At 32.1% G+C, this 15496-nt stretch carries 12 protein-coding genes, 3 pseudogenes and 1 riboswitch; of the genes and pseudogenes, 13 read left to right on the top strand and 2 right to left on the bottom strand.

Annotated elements, in window-relative coordinates; translation table 11 throughout:
- The first annotated feature begins 176 nt into the window (after nucleotides 1–176).
- From B5P40_RS21225 to B5P40_RS21235, 3 genes are all read left to right on the top strand, one after another.
- Nucleotides 177–1460, top strand: a complete 1284-nt coding sequence (locus B5P40_RS21225) for an MFS transporter (protein WP_113709811.1) — start codon at nucleotides 177–179, stop codon at nucleotides 1458–1460.
- Nucleotides 1450–2079: a Vat family streptogramin A O-acetyltransferase gene (locus tag B5P40_RS21230; protein ID WP_113709812.1), complete on the top strand. Its 630-nt coding sequence runs from the start codon at nucleotides 1450–1452 to the stop codon at nucleotides 2077–2079. The genes B5P40_RS21225 and B5P40_RS21230 overlap by 11 nt, the downstream gene beginning before the upstream one ends.
- Before the next feature lie 73 nt (nucleotides 2080–2152).
- A complete protein-coding gene (locus B5P40_RS21235; RefSeq protein ID WP_000046089.1) occupies nucleotides 2153–2308 on the top strand; it encodes a DUF1540 domain-containing protein in 156 nt (51 codons plus the stop codon).
- 102 nt (nucleotides 2309–2410) lie between these two features.
- Here the strand turns inward: B5P40_RS21235 and B5P40_RS21240 are convergent.
- Nucleotides 2411–2530 (bottom strand): annotated as a pseudogene (locus tag B5P40_RS21240) (PadR family transcriptional regulator); the annotation flags it as partial.
- Here B5P40_RS21240 and B5P40_RS21245 point away from each other — a divergent pair.
- From B5P40_RS21245 to B5P40_RS21275, 7 genes and pseudogenes are all read left to right on the top strand, one after another.
- Nucleotides 2523–3020 (top strand): annotated as a pseudogene (locus B5P40_RS21245) (cytochrome P450); the annotation flags it as partial. The pseudogenes B5P40_RS21240 and B5P40_RS21245 sit on opposite strands and share 8 nt — an antisense overlap.
- 114 nt (nucleotides 3021–3134) lie before the next feature.
- A complete protein-coding gene (locus B5P40_RS21250; RefSeq protein ID WP_113709813.1) occupies nucleotides 3135–3713 on the top strand; it encodes a cysteine dioxygenase family protein in 579 nt (192 codons plus the stop codon).
- A gap of 177 nt (nucleotides 3714–3890) precedes the next feature.
- Complete coding sequence (locus tag B5P40_RS21255; RefSeq protein ID WP_113709814.1) at nucleotides 3891–4742, top strand: Cof-type HAD-IIB family hydrolase; 852 nt, start codon at nucleotides 3891–3893, stop codon at nucleotides 4740–4742.
- A gap of 351 nt (nucleotides 4743–5093) precedes the next feature.
- The gene (locus B5P40_RS21260; RefSeq protein WP_113709815.1) at nucleotides 5094–6881 is read left to right on the top strand and encodes a PAS domain-containing sensor histidine kinase; all 1788 of its coding nucleotides are present in this window, start codon (nucleotides 5094–5096) and stop codon (nucleotides 6879–6881) included.
- A gap of 224 nt (nucleotides 6882–7105) precedes the next feature.
- Entirely contained in the window at nucleotides 7106–9232 is a 2127-nt protein-coding gene (locus B5P40_RS21265; protein ID WP_088291866.1) for a peptidoglycan D,D-transpeptidase FtsI family protein, read from the top strand.
- A gap of 77 nt (nucleotides 9233–9309) precedes the next feature.
- Nucleotides 9310–9831 (top strand): annotated as a pseudogene (lepB, locus tag B5P40_RS21270) (signal peptidase I).
- A 264-nt stretch (nucleotides 9832–10095) separates the two neighbouring features.
- A complete protein-coding gene (locus tag B5P40_RS21275) occupies nucleotides 10096–11274 on the top strand; it encodes a macrolide family glycosyltransferase (protein WP_061675530.1) in 1179 nt (392 codons plus the stop codon).
- A 49-nt stretch (nucleotides 11275–11323) separates the two neighbouring features.
- Here the strand turns inward: B5P40_RS21275 and B5P40_RS21280 are convergent, their stop codons facing one another.
- The gene (locus tag B5P40_RS21280; protein WP_002127641.1) at nucleotides 11324–12007 is read right to left on the bottom strand and encodes an aspartate/glutamate racemase family protein; all 684 of its coding nucleotides are present in this window, start codon (nucleotides 12005–12007) and stop codon (nucleotides 11324–11326) included.
- A 150-nt stretch (nucleotides 12008–12157) separates the two neighbouring features.
- A riboswitch (SAM riboswitch) is annotated at nucleotides 12158–12273 on the top strand.
- Between the two features lie 139 nt (nucleotides 12274–12412).
- On the opposite strand from B5P40_RS21280, the gene B5P40_RS21285 reads away from it, so the two are divergent.
- The 3 genes from B5P40_RS21285 to B5P40_RS21295 are packed head-to-tail and all read left to right on the top strand — an operon-like array spanning nucleotide 12413 to nucleotide 15465.
- Nucleotides 12413–12961 (top strand): ECF-type riboflavin transporter substrate-binding protein, encoded by a 549-nt coding sequence (locus tag B5P40_RS21285; protein WP_113709816.1) that lies wholly within the window; start codon nucleotides 12413–12415, stop codon nucleotides 12959–12961.
- A 10-nt stretch (nucleotides 12962–12971) separates the two neighbouring features.
- Entirely contained in the window at nucleotides 12972–14672 is a 1701-nt protein-coding gene (locus B5P40_RS21290) for an ABC transporter ATP-binding protein (protein ID WP_113709817.1), read from the top strand.
- Entirely contained in the window at nucleotides 14665–15465 is an 801-nt protein-coding gene (locus tag B5P40_RS21295; RefSeq protein WP_002189766.1) for an energy-coupling factor transporter transmembrane component T family protein, read from the top strand. Before B5P40_RS21290 ends, B5P40_RS21295 begins: the two co-directional genes overlap by 8 nt.
- Nucleotides 15466–15496: the final 31 nt, after the last annotated feature.

Below are 15496 nucleotides of genomic sequence, written 5' to 3' on the forward strand. Positions count from 1 at the left end.
CCAATGATCAACTAATTCTATTTGTAAGAGATCTTCGTTAAAAAACGAAATATTCTTCTGAATAGGATTAGTATGTGCATGTATAGAAAAGGGATGTGTTTCGCACTGCGAATATATAGTCTTTTCATATGATTTGTGCTGCCTCCTGTTCAGAACACGAAATAGGAGGCTTTTTTATGTCGACGACTGCAGAAACGAAACAAAATCATGGGGTATCACAAGTATTAAAAAATCGATTTGTGCAAGGGATTCTAGCATCAGCATTATTTTTACAAGTTGGAATTTGGGTTCGTAACTTTGCGATATTACTTTATGTTATGGAAATGACGAAAGGTGATGCTTTTGCTATTTCGATGATTTCGGTTGCTGAATTTGCTCCCATTTTTATTTTCTCATTCATTGGTGGAACTTTTGCTGATAGGTGGAAGCCAAAGAAGACAATGATATGGTGTGAGACGTTAAGTTCTATTTCCGTATTCGCTGTATTAATTACTCTTATGTTTGGAACGTGGAAAATCGTGTTTTTTGTGACGCTTATTTCTGCAATCCTTTCGCAGTTTTCTCAACCATCCGGTATGAAGTTGTTTAAACAGCATTTATCAACGGAACAAATTCAATTAGCGATGTCTATATATCAAACAATATTTGCGATTTTTATGGTGTTAGGACCGATTCTTGGAACATTTATTTTTCATAGTTTTGGAATTTATATTTCAATCATCATAACAGGTATCGCTTTTTTACTTGCAGCAGCTGTGTTGTTATTTCTTCCGAAAGATCTTGAGAATGATAATGAGAAGAAAGAAATTACGCTGTTACAGGAAATGCTGGATGGTATTAAATATGTAAAAAAGAAAAAAGCATTAACTTTGCTAGGGTTTTGTTTTATGGCAGCAGGACTAGGTATAGGTTTAATTCAGCCACTAGGCATCTTTATTGTGACTGAGCAGTTAGGGTTATCAAAAGAGAGTTTACAATGGTTACTAACAGTAAATGGTGCGGGGATGATTGTTGGCGGAGCTCTAGCGATGGTATTTGCGAAAAACGTTGCTCCGCAAAAAATGTTAATTGTAGGTATGCTTGGTCAGGCAATTGGAATTGCTATTATAGGCTACTCTACAAATTTATGGGTGACACTTACAGCACAACTTTTCAGTGGTTTAGCCCTACCTTGTATTCAAATAGGGATAAATACACTTATTATACAAAATAGTGATACGGATTTTATTGGTAGAGTAAATGGCATTTTAAGTCCACTATTCACCGGTTCAATGGTAGTAACGATGAGTATAGCTGGTTCATTAAAGGAGATGTTTTCATTAGGTACGATGTATGAGGGGACGGCTCTACTATTTGTTATTGGATTATTGTTTATTTTGCCTATATACAATTTAAAGCCAGTAATAGCAGTAGAAAGTGAAATGAATGGTAAAGGAAGTGCTGTGCAACATGAATCCTAATCCAAATGTTAAATACCCTATTGAAGGAAATCAAAACGTTCATTTTATAAAAAATACAATAACGAAATCTAATATATTTGTTGGTGACTATTCTTATTATGATGCGAAAGATGGAGAAACATTTGAAGATCGAGTATTACATCATTATGAATTTCTTGGAGATCATCTTACTATTGGAAAGTTTTGTTGTATTGCAAATGGAGTTACCTTTATTATGAACGGAGCGAATCACCGGATGGATGGATTTTCGGCATATCCATTTAATATATTTGGGAATGGGTGGGAGAAGTATACACCTAATTTGTCTGATTTACCTTACAAAGGGGATACAGTTATAGGAAATGACGTATGGATTGGTATGGATACAACGATTATGCCTGGAATAAAAATAGGGGATGGTGCAATCATTGCAGCAAAATCTGTTGTGACTAGAGATGTCGTACCATATACAATTGTTGGCGGAAACCCTGCAAATAAAATAAAGGAACGATTCACAAATACAATAATAGAAGAATTATTGCAAATTCAATGGTGGCATTTTGACATTGAAAAAATAACCGAAAATATAGATGCTATTGTACAAGGAGATATTGAACCATTAAGAAAGTTAAAAAGGTAATAAAAAATGCATGACAAAGAGTATCATACCTCCGAATTTTGTTAATGATAATAGAACAAGGAGGTGTGATACTATGGCACAAGACGTTTTATGTGAAGTAAACAACTGTAAATTTTGGGCTAACGGCAATAAATGTAGTGCAGATGCAATTTATGTAGTAAGTCATAAAGGTAAACATGCATCTACAACTGAAGAAACAGATTGCAAAACTTTTGATCCAGAAGTATAAATTTTTGAAGGGTAGCCAAATCGTGGTTGCCCTTTTATTAATTATAGTATTGATAATAAATCTCATTTTCATTCATTGTTTTTAACTTTTCTTTTTATTTTTTCATATTTTCTTCATAAGTGATGCAATCCAGAGCAATTCATGTTCAATACGTGATTTACTAAATTCAATGACTTCTGTAATAAAAGATGAGCTAACATGTAAAGATTGAATAGCAGGTAATGAAACAACTACAAATTTAATTATTAACAGCTTTTATTGCTTTTTAGTAGATTCACCTGGAATATATGAAGAGTTAAGAAAAGAACCTACGTTAATTTCAAAAGCGATTGAGGAAGTTTTACGCTATCGCTTTCCCATTACATTAGCTAGGAGGATTACAGCGGACACAAATATATTTGGACCTTTTATGAAAAAGGATCAAATGATTGTTGCGTGGGTTAGTGCAGCAAATTTAGATGAGAAAAAGTTCTTACAAGCTTCTAAATTTAATTTACACAGAATAGGAAATGAAAAGCATTTAACCTTTCGTAAAGGTCCTCATTTTTGCTTAGGGGCGCCACTTGCACGTTTAGAAGCTGAGATTGCATTAACTACCTTTATAAATGCCTTTGAAAAAATAGAGTTATCTCCATCGTTCAATTTAGAAAAATGTATATTAGAAAATGAACAAACATTAAAATACTTACCTATTCTTTTGAAAACTAGGTAAAACGTTCAACAAGGTACAAAATTACTGTACCTTGTTTTTTTATTTCTCAATTGTAAATTTTTAGTGGTCTATTTAGTATGGAAGTGTGTGAAAGAAGAGTGGAGGAGGATGCTTATGTTAACGTGTAATGGAAGTAAAACGTTTCAAACATTTATTAAAGCTGTAACGGATTTAATTGATAGTAATTTATTAGAAGATCAAATTGTTTGTGCGATTGAAAAATTACTAGAAGAACTTTTAGAAAAAAAAACATGGCTTCCGCTAGAAAAACAGAAGGCGAATTCGGCCCAATATGCACGACACTTGTTATATGAAGATCCTTTAAAGCGATTTGAAGTATTAGCTCTTGTATGGAAAGATGGACAATCTACACCTTTACATGATCATGATGGTACATGGGGAGTAGAAGGCGTTTTTTCAGGAAGGATAATGGTGAAGAACTTTATACAAACTAAGCAACTTGAAAATTCACTTGTTTATTTAACCCATACAGGAAATCTTTATTTGGGAGAAGGAGAAACAGATAAAGTCATTCCACCAGCTGATTGTCATATTCTTAAAATAGCTGAATGTGAAAGCGTTGTCACGATTCATATTTACGGAAAACGTTTAGAAAAGTTTAAAGTATATGTCCCAACTGAAGAAAAGAATGTGTATATGTGTGAGACAAAATATATTAATTATAGTTCATAGTTTAAAATCAAAAGCTTTTCTTTAAAGAGAAAAGCTTTTGATTTTATTTTTAATTATTTCTTGACCTGAAACGCTTTTCATAAATTATAAATAAGAAGTACTTAACGAGCTCAATATGAAAACGATACCTTTTTGTTAAATAGATCTCGTGTATTTATAGAAAGTGGTGAAGAAATAATGAAATTAATAGCAATTGACTTAGATGGAACCCTTCTTTCCGGTAATAAAATGATAAGTAAAGAAAATGCAGAAGCAATTCGAAAATGTCAGGAAGCAGGCCATGTTGTAGCAATTTGTACTGGACGTTCTATTGTGGATATTGAACGACTATTGTTAGAAGTTGATTTGGAGTGTCCGATTATCGCGGAAAATGGTGCCCTTATATATAAAGATAAAAAAATGATGAAGAGATATCCAATTCAAAATATGCAGGCACTTGAGATTGTAGAATATCTTGAAGAGAATGGCTTGTATTATCAGCTTTATACTAATAAAGGTGTGTATGTACCGGATTATGGAGTAGAGAGTGTACGTAATGAAATCGAGTATGTGAGGAATGCAAAAGAAAATTTCGATTTGAAAGAGTTAGAAACGATTGCAGCATTATATCTTGAACATACAGCATTTCATAGTACAGAAAGTTGTAAACCAATTGTAGAAACTGATATACATGTGCATAAACTTTTACCGTTTTCTTATGACATAGAGAAATTAAAAAAATTAAAAGAAACGTTTCTGCATAATACAGATTTAGCTATTACATCTTCCTATTGGCATAATTTAGAGATTAATCATCGAGATGCTCAAAAAGGAAATGGATTATATACTTTAGCAGAACATCTTAATATTCCAGTTGAAAACACTGTAGCAATAGGTGATGGCCTAAATGATGTTTCTATGATGGAGAGAGCAAATATATCAATTGCAATGGGAAATGCAGTTGAAGAAATAAAAGCGATGTGTCAATACGAAACGTTAACAAATGAAGAACATGGTGTCGCACATGCTTTATATAAATATGTAATGTAATAAAAAAAGAAAAAAGAATCCAAATAGATTCTTTTTTCTTTTTATTAGGGGTAAGGTATTCTATGTGATTCATAGAAGCCTTATTACACCTAATTATATAGAATATATTGGAATAAATGTTTATATTTTTCATGAAAATTATGAAAAAATTGTGAACTTTATGTTTATTGTATTTTTATAGTGCTGTTAGCAGCGCGTAACACTCCCATATTATTTTCTGTTTTTAATTGAAAAATAGAATTTGTTCGAATAATTATTCTACAGCTATATACCTAGGAGCACTTTCTTCGTATAATGAAGAAGTATGAATTTTGAATTTGTATAATTTTTACATATCGAGGTGAAAAAGGAATGGATGCGCGGCTAATGGAACTTATTGATGTGAGTACAATAGAAACCATGGCAGAACAATTTTATAAATTAACCAACATATCACATCAACTTCTTGATGCTGAAAACGAATGTATATTTTCATTTGGAATTAATGAAATGAAAGTATGTAAACTTCCCAAAATTGAAATCCCCCTTTTCTTATACAATCAATATTTAGGATCTTTTATTGTATGGTCCAAACGAAGCGAAATTTTCAATTGCCAAAAATATTTTGAAATGCTTTCTAACCTCATTATAACTGGGATGAAAAAAGCAGTTCAAAGTAAAAATACATCGTTACTTTCTCGAAAAGAGGAAGAACTACATACGATCTTACAAAACATGCCTGTTATGGTTGATGCGCTTGACTATAATGGAGATTTTGTTTTATGGAATCGAGAATGCGAGATTGTAACAGGTTATACTGCTGAAGAAATAATTGGGAATCCAAACGCTCTTCAATTACTGTATCCTGACCATAATTATCGCCATCAAATACAAAATAAATTTTTGACTCGTGGAAAAAATTTTAGAGATTGGGAAATGAGTTTAACATGTAAAAATGGTGAAATTAAAACGATAATGTGGTCCAATATATCAGAACAGTTTCCTGTAACAGGATTTAGTTACTGGGCTGTTGGGGTAGATATTACACATTTAAAAGCGATAGAAGAGCAATTAAAACAACAAACGTCTGAATTAGAATTAATTTTTAAAGCTTTACCAGATTTATGTTTTTTAACAGAAGATGATGGGACAATTATAGATTATAAAGCAGGATCCCCTACAAAATTTTACGTACCTGCAGAAGCTTTTATGGGAAAAAAGTTTTACGAAATATTACCGTCTCCAGTAGCACAGCAATTTCAAGAAGCAATTCGCCAATTGAAAGAAGAAGGAAAGAATGTAATTGTAGAATATATTCTAACAATTAATGGAAGTATCGATTTCTTTGAAGCTAGATGTTTACCATTATTACAAGATAAAATTATGATCATTGTACGCGATATCACAGAGCGGAAAAAGGCAGAAGAATTGCTAAATAAATCAGATACACTTGCGGCAATTGGTCAATTAGCAGCCGGTGTAGCTCATGAAGTGAGAAACCCATTAACTGTAATTAAAGGATTTATACAGTTATTCCAAATTAATAAAGAAGATCAAGAAAAATATTTTGATCTTATGCTTTCCGAAATAGAAAGAATAGAAGCAATCCTCCAAGAGTTTTTGTCGATTGCTAAAACTGATGAAATAAATACAGAAAAGAAAAATATTTATCAAATTTTTAAAAATGTCGTATCATTAATTAATACAAAAGCAATCATGACAAATATTCAAGTTGAACTATTTACAGATTCCAAAGAGATAATCATTGAATGCTCAGAAAATCAATTGAAACAAGTATTTATTAATATTTTGCAAAATTCAATTGAAGCAATGCTAGATGGCGGGAAAATTTCAATCCATATAAAAGAAATACATAAAAAAGGTGTCATTATTAGTGTAATAGATGAAGGAATAGGAATACCTGAAGAAAGAATTAAAAGATTAGGTGAACCTTTCTATAGTACGAAAGAAAAAGGTACCGGTATTGGATTGATGTTAAGTTATAAAATAATTGAAGGTCATCAAGGAACAATAAGTATAATGAGTGAGGTTGGCGTCGGGACAACTGTAACTATTTACTTGCCGAAAATTCAGAGTAAACAATCTCTATCAAATTGTGATGATAAATGTATATCGATACGTTCTAGTATTAACTCTTAAATAAATGATTAAATACCCAATGAAAAAAGCTAAACTTTTTTCATTGGGTATTTTTATATTTAATTTAGTAAACTTTACCTTTTCTTAACCTTTGTTTTAATTTCTATTAAGTTTTTATCAGTATATTAATATTTGTACAAAGTACTGTATAGAAAATGTGCACTACTTTTAATATATAGATTCAATTATTATTAGAAATACTGTAAGGAGGAGATTATGACAAGGTGAAAAAGCAAGTGAAAAAAAGTGGTAGAGCAATACCGATGCGGTTAAATATTTTATTTCTATGTGTATTTTTATTATTTTCTGCAATGATTATACAGTTAGGTAAAGTGCAAATTTTCGATGGAGAGACTTATAAAAATGAAGTAGAAAAGAGAGAAAATGCAACTGTGAGCCTATCTGTCCCACGTGGGAAAATATTTGATCGAGAAGGGAATCCAGTTGTTGATAATACATCTTTACGCACGATCACGTACACAAAGATGAAAGGTGTAAAATCAGAAGATATATTAAAAACTGCAAGACAACTTGTAGACATAATTGAAATGCCGCAAGAAGATATAGATAAGTTAAATGAGACAGATAAGAAAGATTTTTGGATGCAATTAAATCCGCAACTGGCTGAAAATCTAGTATCGAAAAAAGAAATAGATACATTTAGAGAAAAGGATATTAGCGGCAAGAAGCTAGATAAAAAAATAGAAGAGTTAAAAAGAAAACGGGTTACAGATAAAAATCTTCAGGAATTAACAGAGAAAGATATAAAAGTGTTAGCTATTAAAAGTAAGATGACTTCAGGTTATCAAATGGCACCTCAAATTATTAAAAAAGATGTTAGTGAAAAGGAATTTACTATAATTAGTGAAGGTTTAGCGAATCTCCCAGGTGTAGACGTATCGGTGGATTGGGAGAGAGTGTATGTAAATGATGGATTATTCCGATCTGTTCTTGGAAATGTTTCTAATTCCGATGAAGGATTACCAAGTGAACGATTAGATTACTACTTGGTACGTGATTATAGCCGAAATGATAGGGTTGGAAAAAGTTATATCGAGCAGCAATATGAAGATGTACTTCATGGTACAAAAAAAGAAGTAAGAAGCGTTGCAGATAAACAAGGTAATACAATTAGAACGGAAACCGTTTCTGAGGGAAAGAGCGGTAAGAATTTAACTTTAACAATAGATATGGAATTACAGAAAAAAGTAGAAGAGAGCATAGAAAAAATATTAAAGGCCTATAAAGGTTCAGAATCGATGTTGGACCGTGCTTTCGTTGTAATGATAAATCCGAAAAATGGTCAAGTATTATCAATGGCAGGGAAAAAATTAGTAGAAAAAGATGGGAAAACAGAAGTTGAAGATTATGCTTTAGGTACGATGACAAGTTCATATGAGCTTGGATCAACAGTTAAAGGTGCGACAATATTGACTGGTTTCGAAACGAAAGCTATAACACCAGGTACTTACTTTTATGATGCGCCTATGAAGTTTAAAGGAACTAAGGAGAAAAAGTCTTGGAAAGATTTCGGGAATATTGATGATCTAAGAGCTTTACAAGTTTCTTCTAACGTTTATATGTTTAATACAGCATTAAAAATTGCAGGTGTAGATTATGTGAAAAATAGTTCATTAAATATTAAACAGGAGTACTTTGATAAAATGAGGTATTATTTCAGGCAATTTGGATTAGGTGTTCCAACGGGTATTGATTTACCGAATGAAACAGCTGGACAAATTGGTAAAAAAGATAATCAACCTGGTTTTTTACTAGACTACTCAATTGGCCAGTATGACACCTATACGCCACTTCAGCTTGTACAGTATATTTCAACAATCGCAAACGGTGGATATCGAATGAAGCCACAAATTGTTCAAGAGGTAAGAGAGCAAACGTCGCAAAAAGATGAGATTGGTAAAGTGGTGCATGCAGTAGAACCAATCGTTTTAAATAAGATAGATATGAAAGAGGAATATATAAATCAAGTAAAAGAAGGATTTAGAAGGGTATTCCAAGAAGGTGATGGAACAGGAGTAAGGGCGTTCCAAAAAGCATCTTATAAGCCAGCAGGTAAAACAGGGACAGCACAGACAGTATACGGTGGAGAAAGTGATATTGGAAGAAATGAAAAAGGTGAGCGAAGGGAATGTTATAATTTAACGTTAGCAGGATATGCGCCGTATGATAATCCTGAAGTAGCATTCTCTGTAGTTGTGCCGTGGGTTATTAATGATAAATCTGGTATTAACTCTGATATTGGAAAAGAAGTTTTAGATGCTTATTTTGAATTAAAAAATAAGCGATTAACTGGCGAAGCACCAAAAACAGATGACTCTAAAGAGAATTAAAATATACGAAACGTCTCTAGCAATTATATGAACTAGAGACGTTTTTTACATACGAATAGATTAGAAATGAGGTATATATGAAGCAATTGATTCTAAAAGATCGGAGAAAAATATGTAGCTATATTTTAATTATAATAGGAATTATTTTTATTAATAAGTCATTTTTATTTTGTATGGTAGAAGGAATTTCGATGCAACCTACTTTGAATGAGAATAATCGCATACTTGTTAATAAGGCTAGCATCTATTTTTCTTCTTTTCATCATGGTGATGTTGTAATAATAAAAAAAGAAGACTCGGCTACATACTACGTGAAACGAATTATTGGATTACCGGGGAATAACATGTAATTAAGAGACGATGAGGTATATATTAACGGTAAAAAGCGTGATGAGTCGTATATACAGTTAGATATGTCACAAGTATCAAATCGTTTTTCAAACTGTAGAGAAATGAAAGTTCCCACGCATAAATTATTTGTGTTAGGTGATAATCGAAATCATAGTAAAGATAGTAGGAATACGCTTGGACTAATTGATGAGTCAAATATAATAGGTAAAGTGAAAATGGTATATTATCCATTTGATCAAATAAACTGATTAAAATAATTCTATTAGATATGCACGTTTTATAAAATAAATCATATATTGATAGCATAGGACAAGCAGAAAAGCTTATCCTAACCTCACAGAACACTCCTTATCACAGTTAGGCATCTACATTTTATGTAGATGCCTTTTTCAATGTCTGATAATTATTTATCAACCTAAAGTAGTAAGTATATTGGGACTATTAAGGGAAGATTGCTTGTAATAATAACAGTACGATTAATAAGAACATTGAATTGTAGGAGTGAGAAATAAGTGATGAATATTTTAATAGTTAATTTCCCTGCAGAGGGACATGTAAATCCTACATTAAGTTTAGTAAAGGCCTTTACTGAAAGAGGTGATAACGTACACTATATTACAACGGAAAGCTTTAAGGAAAGGCTTGAAGTTTTGGGAGCCATTGTACATACTCATCCGGATTTATTAAAGGAGATTTCTATTGATAATGAAACTTCATATGGATTAAAAACTTTCTTTCATGTACATGTTCAAACTTCTTTATACATATTAGAAATTACGAAACGATTATGTAAAAGCATTAATTTTGATTTCATAGTTTATGATATATTTGGTGCTGGAGAGTTAGTAAAGGAATATTTACAAGTTCCAGGCATAGTTTCCTCTCCTATATTTTTAATTCCACCAGTATTATTGGAAACCTTGCCTTTTCATCCAAATGCAGAAATACAATTCCAACCCGATGAACTCTCTGAAAAGTTACTGTATCAAATGGAACATGAATTTGGAGTAAAGCCCAAAAATAATCTTCAATTTATGCATAATAAGGGAGATATTAGTCTCGTGTATACAAGTCGTTATTTTCAACCTAATAGCGATTCGTTCGGAGAAAACAATGTTTTTATTGGACCGAGTATTATAAAGCGCAAAACAAATGTAAAGTTTCCACTTGAATTGCTTTCAAAAAAGAAAGTTATTTATATTTCAATGGGAACACTTCTCGAAGGGATCGAACCATTTTTTAATACTTGTATTGATGCTTTTTCAAATTTCGAAGGGATTGTAGTAATGGCGATTGGTGATAGAAATGATATTTCAAAAATTAAGCAAGCGCCAGACAACTTTATTATAACCCCTTACGTACCTCAATCAGAAATATTAAGTGAAGCAGATGTTTTTATTACACATGGTGGAATGAATAGTGTGCACGATGCAATCCATTATAATGTCCCATTTGTGATAATACCGCATGATAAAGATCAACCTATGATAGCGCAAAGATTAACTGAGCTTGAGGCAGCACATAGATTATTGAAAGAGCATGTTAATGTGCAAACTTTAAAAAAGGCGGTAACAGACGTTCTTTCAAATAAAAAGTATAAACATGGCATTCAAAAACTGAATGAAAGTTTTTTAGAGTGTGGTGGTTCCAAAAGAGCCATTGCAGTTATTGATGCTCTTTTAAATAAATAGCTCGGATAATATAAAAGCATATAGGCTCTACCTGTATGCTTTTATATTATTATCCAGCAAATTGTACAGCAGTATTCGCATGTAAATAAGCAGTATCAAAAACAGGAACAGATAGATCATTTTGGGAAATGAGCAAAGGAATTTCCGTACAGCCAAGTAGAATTCCTTCAGCCCCATTATTAATTAATGAATTGGTAATTTGTATTAGTTTTTCTTTTGATGTTTCTGAAATAATTCCTCTACTTAATTCATTTAATATGACGTGATGGATAAAAGTTCTTTCTTCGTCATTTGGGATGATTGTCTCAATGTTATATTTTGCTAGTCGTGATGTATAAAAATCTTCTTCCATTGTTTGTTTCGTTCCTAATAATCCGATCCGTTTTATATTCTGTTCTACCATTTCTTTAGCACTTACATCACCGATATGAAGAAGTGGGATTGATATTGCTTGTTCTACTTCCTCAGCAAATAGATGTACAGTATTAGAACACATTAGTAAACATTCAGCTCCAGAGTGTTCTACTTTTTTTGCTACTGCGACTAATTCATTTTTCACTTCTTCATATTGATGATTTTGTAATAATGTAGTTACTTCACCAAAGTCCATACTATATAAAACAAGCTTCGCATTTTGATCATATTGAGAGAGAGTTAGTGTATTAATATGTTTATAATATAACGATGTTGATTCCCAACTTAGTCCGCCAATTAAGCCAATTACTTTCATCATGCATTCCTCCCGTAACAATTTTGAATTTATTATTTCATAATTCCGATGAGAATACAATGATTTAAATGAACTATTTATCAAAAAATAAAAATAGTAAGAAAAGTATTGAAATTATTTATTGTTAGTGCCATAATACAGATTACAAATACATACTTATCCAGAGAGGTAGAGGGAACGGCCCTTTGAAGCCTCAGCAACCCCTATGTAATTACATAGGAAGGTGCTAATTCCGCAGAGGACACTATGTGTCTTTTGAAAGATAAGGGGATTCTTGTACGTGAAAGAAAATGACCTCTTATTTAAGAGGTCATTTTTTGTTGTATAGAAAGGAAGTGTCGATGCATAATTCCTTTTCAAAATAAATATAGAGTATTAAAAGTTGAATAATACGAGAGGGGAATTGTAATGAACAAATTAACGACAAAGCTAGTAGTAGCTATTGGAATTGGAGCAGCTCTATACGGGGTATTAGGGCTTTGGGGATTTTCTATCGCACCGAATACATTTATTAAACCCGCATTGGCTATTTTAACAGTTTTTGGAGCGTTATTTGGCCCGGTAGCAGGACTTTTAATAGGACTCATCGGTCATACCGTTACAGATACGATCGCTGGTTGGGGTATTTGGTGGGGATGGGTTATTAGTTCAGGTATTATTGGTTTAGCAATGGGACTCATACAAAAAAGAGTTGGTTTTAGTGTAAAACATGGAACGTATAATAACCGTGATATTTCTTATTTTGCAATTGCAGGGTTAATTGGTATTGTCATAGCAATTATATTTGCTGGAGCATTCGATATTATTGTGATGGGAGAACCGTTTGACAAAATAGTTATACAAGTACTAGGCGCAACAATTGCAGACGTTATCGTATTTTTAGTTCTTGGCTTACCAATCACGATCAGTCTAGCGAAATCAAATAAGAAACATACACATTTAAAAATTGAAAAGTAGGGATGAATACATGCAACCAATTATTTCTTTTGAACAATTTACCTTTCAATATAGGCATACCACGCAGCCTACTTTAAAAGATATTACATTTCAAATATATCCTGGGGAAAAGGTACTTATCGCTGGACGAAGTGGTTCAGGTAAGTCAACATTAGCTCATTGTATAAATGGGCTAATCCAATTTTCTTACGAAGGGATAAGTACCGGTAACATTTTAATAGCTGGAAAGGATCCGAGAAAAGGTAGTGTTTTTGAACAGAGTAAACACGTAGGGACAATATTACAAGATCAAGATTCACAATTTATAGGCCTTACTGTCGAAGAGGATGTAGCATTTGCATTAGAAAACGATTGTGTAAATCAAATAGAAATGAAAAAGATTGTTACGGATTCTTTAAAAAAGGTAAGCATGCAGGACTTTCATACACAAAGTCCGCATGAATTATCAGGAGGTCAAAAACAGACAGTCTCTCTTGCAGGTCTGCTAACGACAAATGCCGATATATTATTATTTGATGAACCGTTAGCTAATTTGGATCCTGCATGTAGTTTGAATACAATAGAACTCATTAAAAATATACATGAGAAATATAATAAAACAATTGTAATTATTGAACATCGAATAGAAGAAATTTTAAACCTTGATTTAGATAAAATTATTTTAATGGATGAGGGAGAAGTTATTGCCGTTGGTTCACCGGATAGTATTTTAAATTCTAATATATTACCAAATATCGGACTAAGAGAACCTATTTATATAGAGGCGCTAAAGAAATTAAATTTTGATAGTAATAATGTTAGGGTATTTCCAATTGAAAATCTTCGTAATGCAGGCGTTCATAGCCTATTAAAGAACTGGATGCATAAGCAAGTTTCATCAAAAAACAAATATATTAAAAAAGCTTTATGCAAGATAGAAAATTTATCATTTACGTACAATAACAAACATACAGCCTTAGAAGATATCAACCTTTCAATAGGAGAGGGAGAAATAGTAGCGTTATTGGGTCATAATGGAGCAGGGAAATCGACATTAGCTCATACTCTTATAGGAATAAATAAAACAAAGAATGGGAGAATAACATTCGATGGAGAAAATATAAATTGTTGGTCTATTCGTAAACGCGGGGAAGTTATTTCTTACGTTATGCAAAACCCAAATCAAATGATTACACAGCCTACTGTTTTAGAAGAGGTTTCATATTCATTAAAATTAAAAAAGGTTTCTAAAGATGAGATTGAGACAAGAGTCGAAAAATCTTTAAAAATTTGTGGGTTATATCCATTTCGTAACTGGCCAATTCAGGCATTAAGCTATGGACAAAAAAAGAGGCTTACTATTGCATCTGTACTTATAACAAACCCAAAACTTATTGTATTAGATGAGCCGACAGCTGGACAAGATTATTACCATTACAAACAGTTTATGTCGTTTATTAGAAAACTGGCTGAAAGGGGCATATCCTTTATTATTATCACACACGATATGAATCTTGCTTTAGAATATGCAGATCGAGCGGTAGTTCTGCATGAAGGGAAAATTATTGCGGACAATACTGTATCTGCTGTTTTAGGGGATAAAGGAACGTTACAAAGAGCTAATCTACGGGAGATTTCATTAATAAAACTAGCTAAATTAAGCGGAATTCCAACTCCAGAAGCATTTGTGAAACTTTATATTGAAGCTAATAGGAGGGAGGAATATGCATAATACGTATTTGTATCGTATGGATGGTGCAATTAAATTATCTTTATTTATATTTTGTATGACACTTACTTTTTTATTTTTTGATTTTCGTATATTGCTAATTTTATTTATTATTGGATGTATCGGCCTCTTAATTGCAAAAATTCAATTGCGTAAAATTATAGTTATTTTCAGCGTTATATTTACATTTAGTTTATTAAATTCCGTTATGATTCTTTTCATTACGCCCACCCATGGATCGGAATTAACGGGATCGTATACCTCTTTTTTTTATATAGGTTATGCAACAATTACATATGAAACTTTATTTTATGCAGCTACACTTTCATTGAAATATTTTACGTTATTACCATTTACACTTCTTTTTATTTATACAACTCATCCAAGTGAATTTGTAAGCAGCTTAAATAAATTTGCTGTTCCTTATAAAATTACATATGCAATAAATATTGCACTGCGTTATATACCAAGTATTCAATCTGAATATATAATCATTAGACACGCGCAGGAAGCAAGAGGCGTACCTTTTGAAAAAGGAGAAGCGAGCTTGTGGATTCGTATGAAAAACCGTGTTTTAATTTTTTGGCCACTTATTATTCATTCATTAGAAAGGATTGATACTGTTTCAAATGCAATGGATTTAAGAGGTTTTGGAAAAAAGGATAAACGAACGTGGTACTATGCAAAAGACGCACAAAAGGAGGATTACATCACACTTTTTGTTGGTATTATCATTTTGATTATTGCAGTTTACTTAAAGCTGAATGTATTCCAAAGCTTCTGGTACCCATTTTAAAGCACTCTCAATAGAGTGCTTTTACTAATTT

Origin of the sequence: Bacillus sp. SRB_8 (assembly GCF_003264205.1) — a bacterium.
Lineage (GTDB): Bacteria > Bacillota > Bacilli > Bacillales > Bacillaceae_G > Bacillus_A > Bacillus_A mycoides.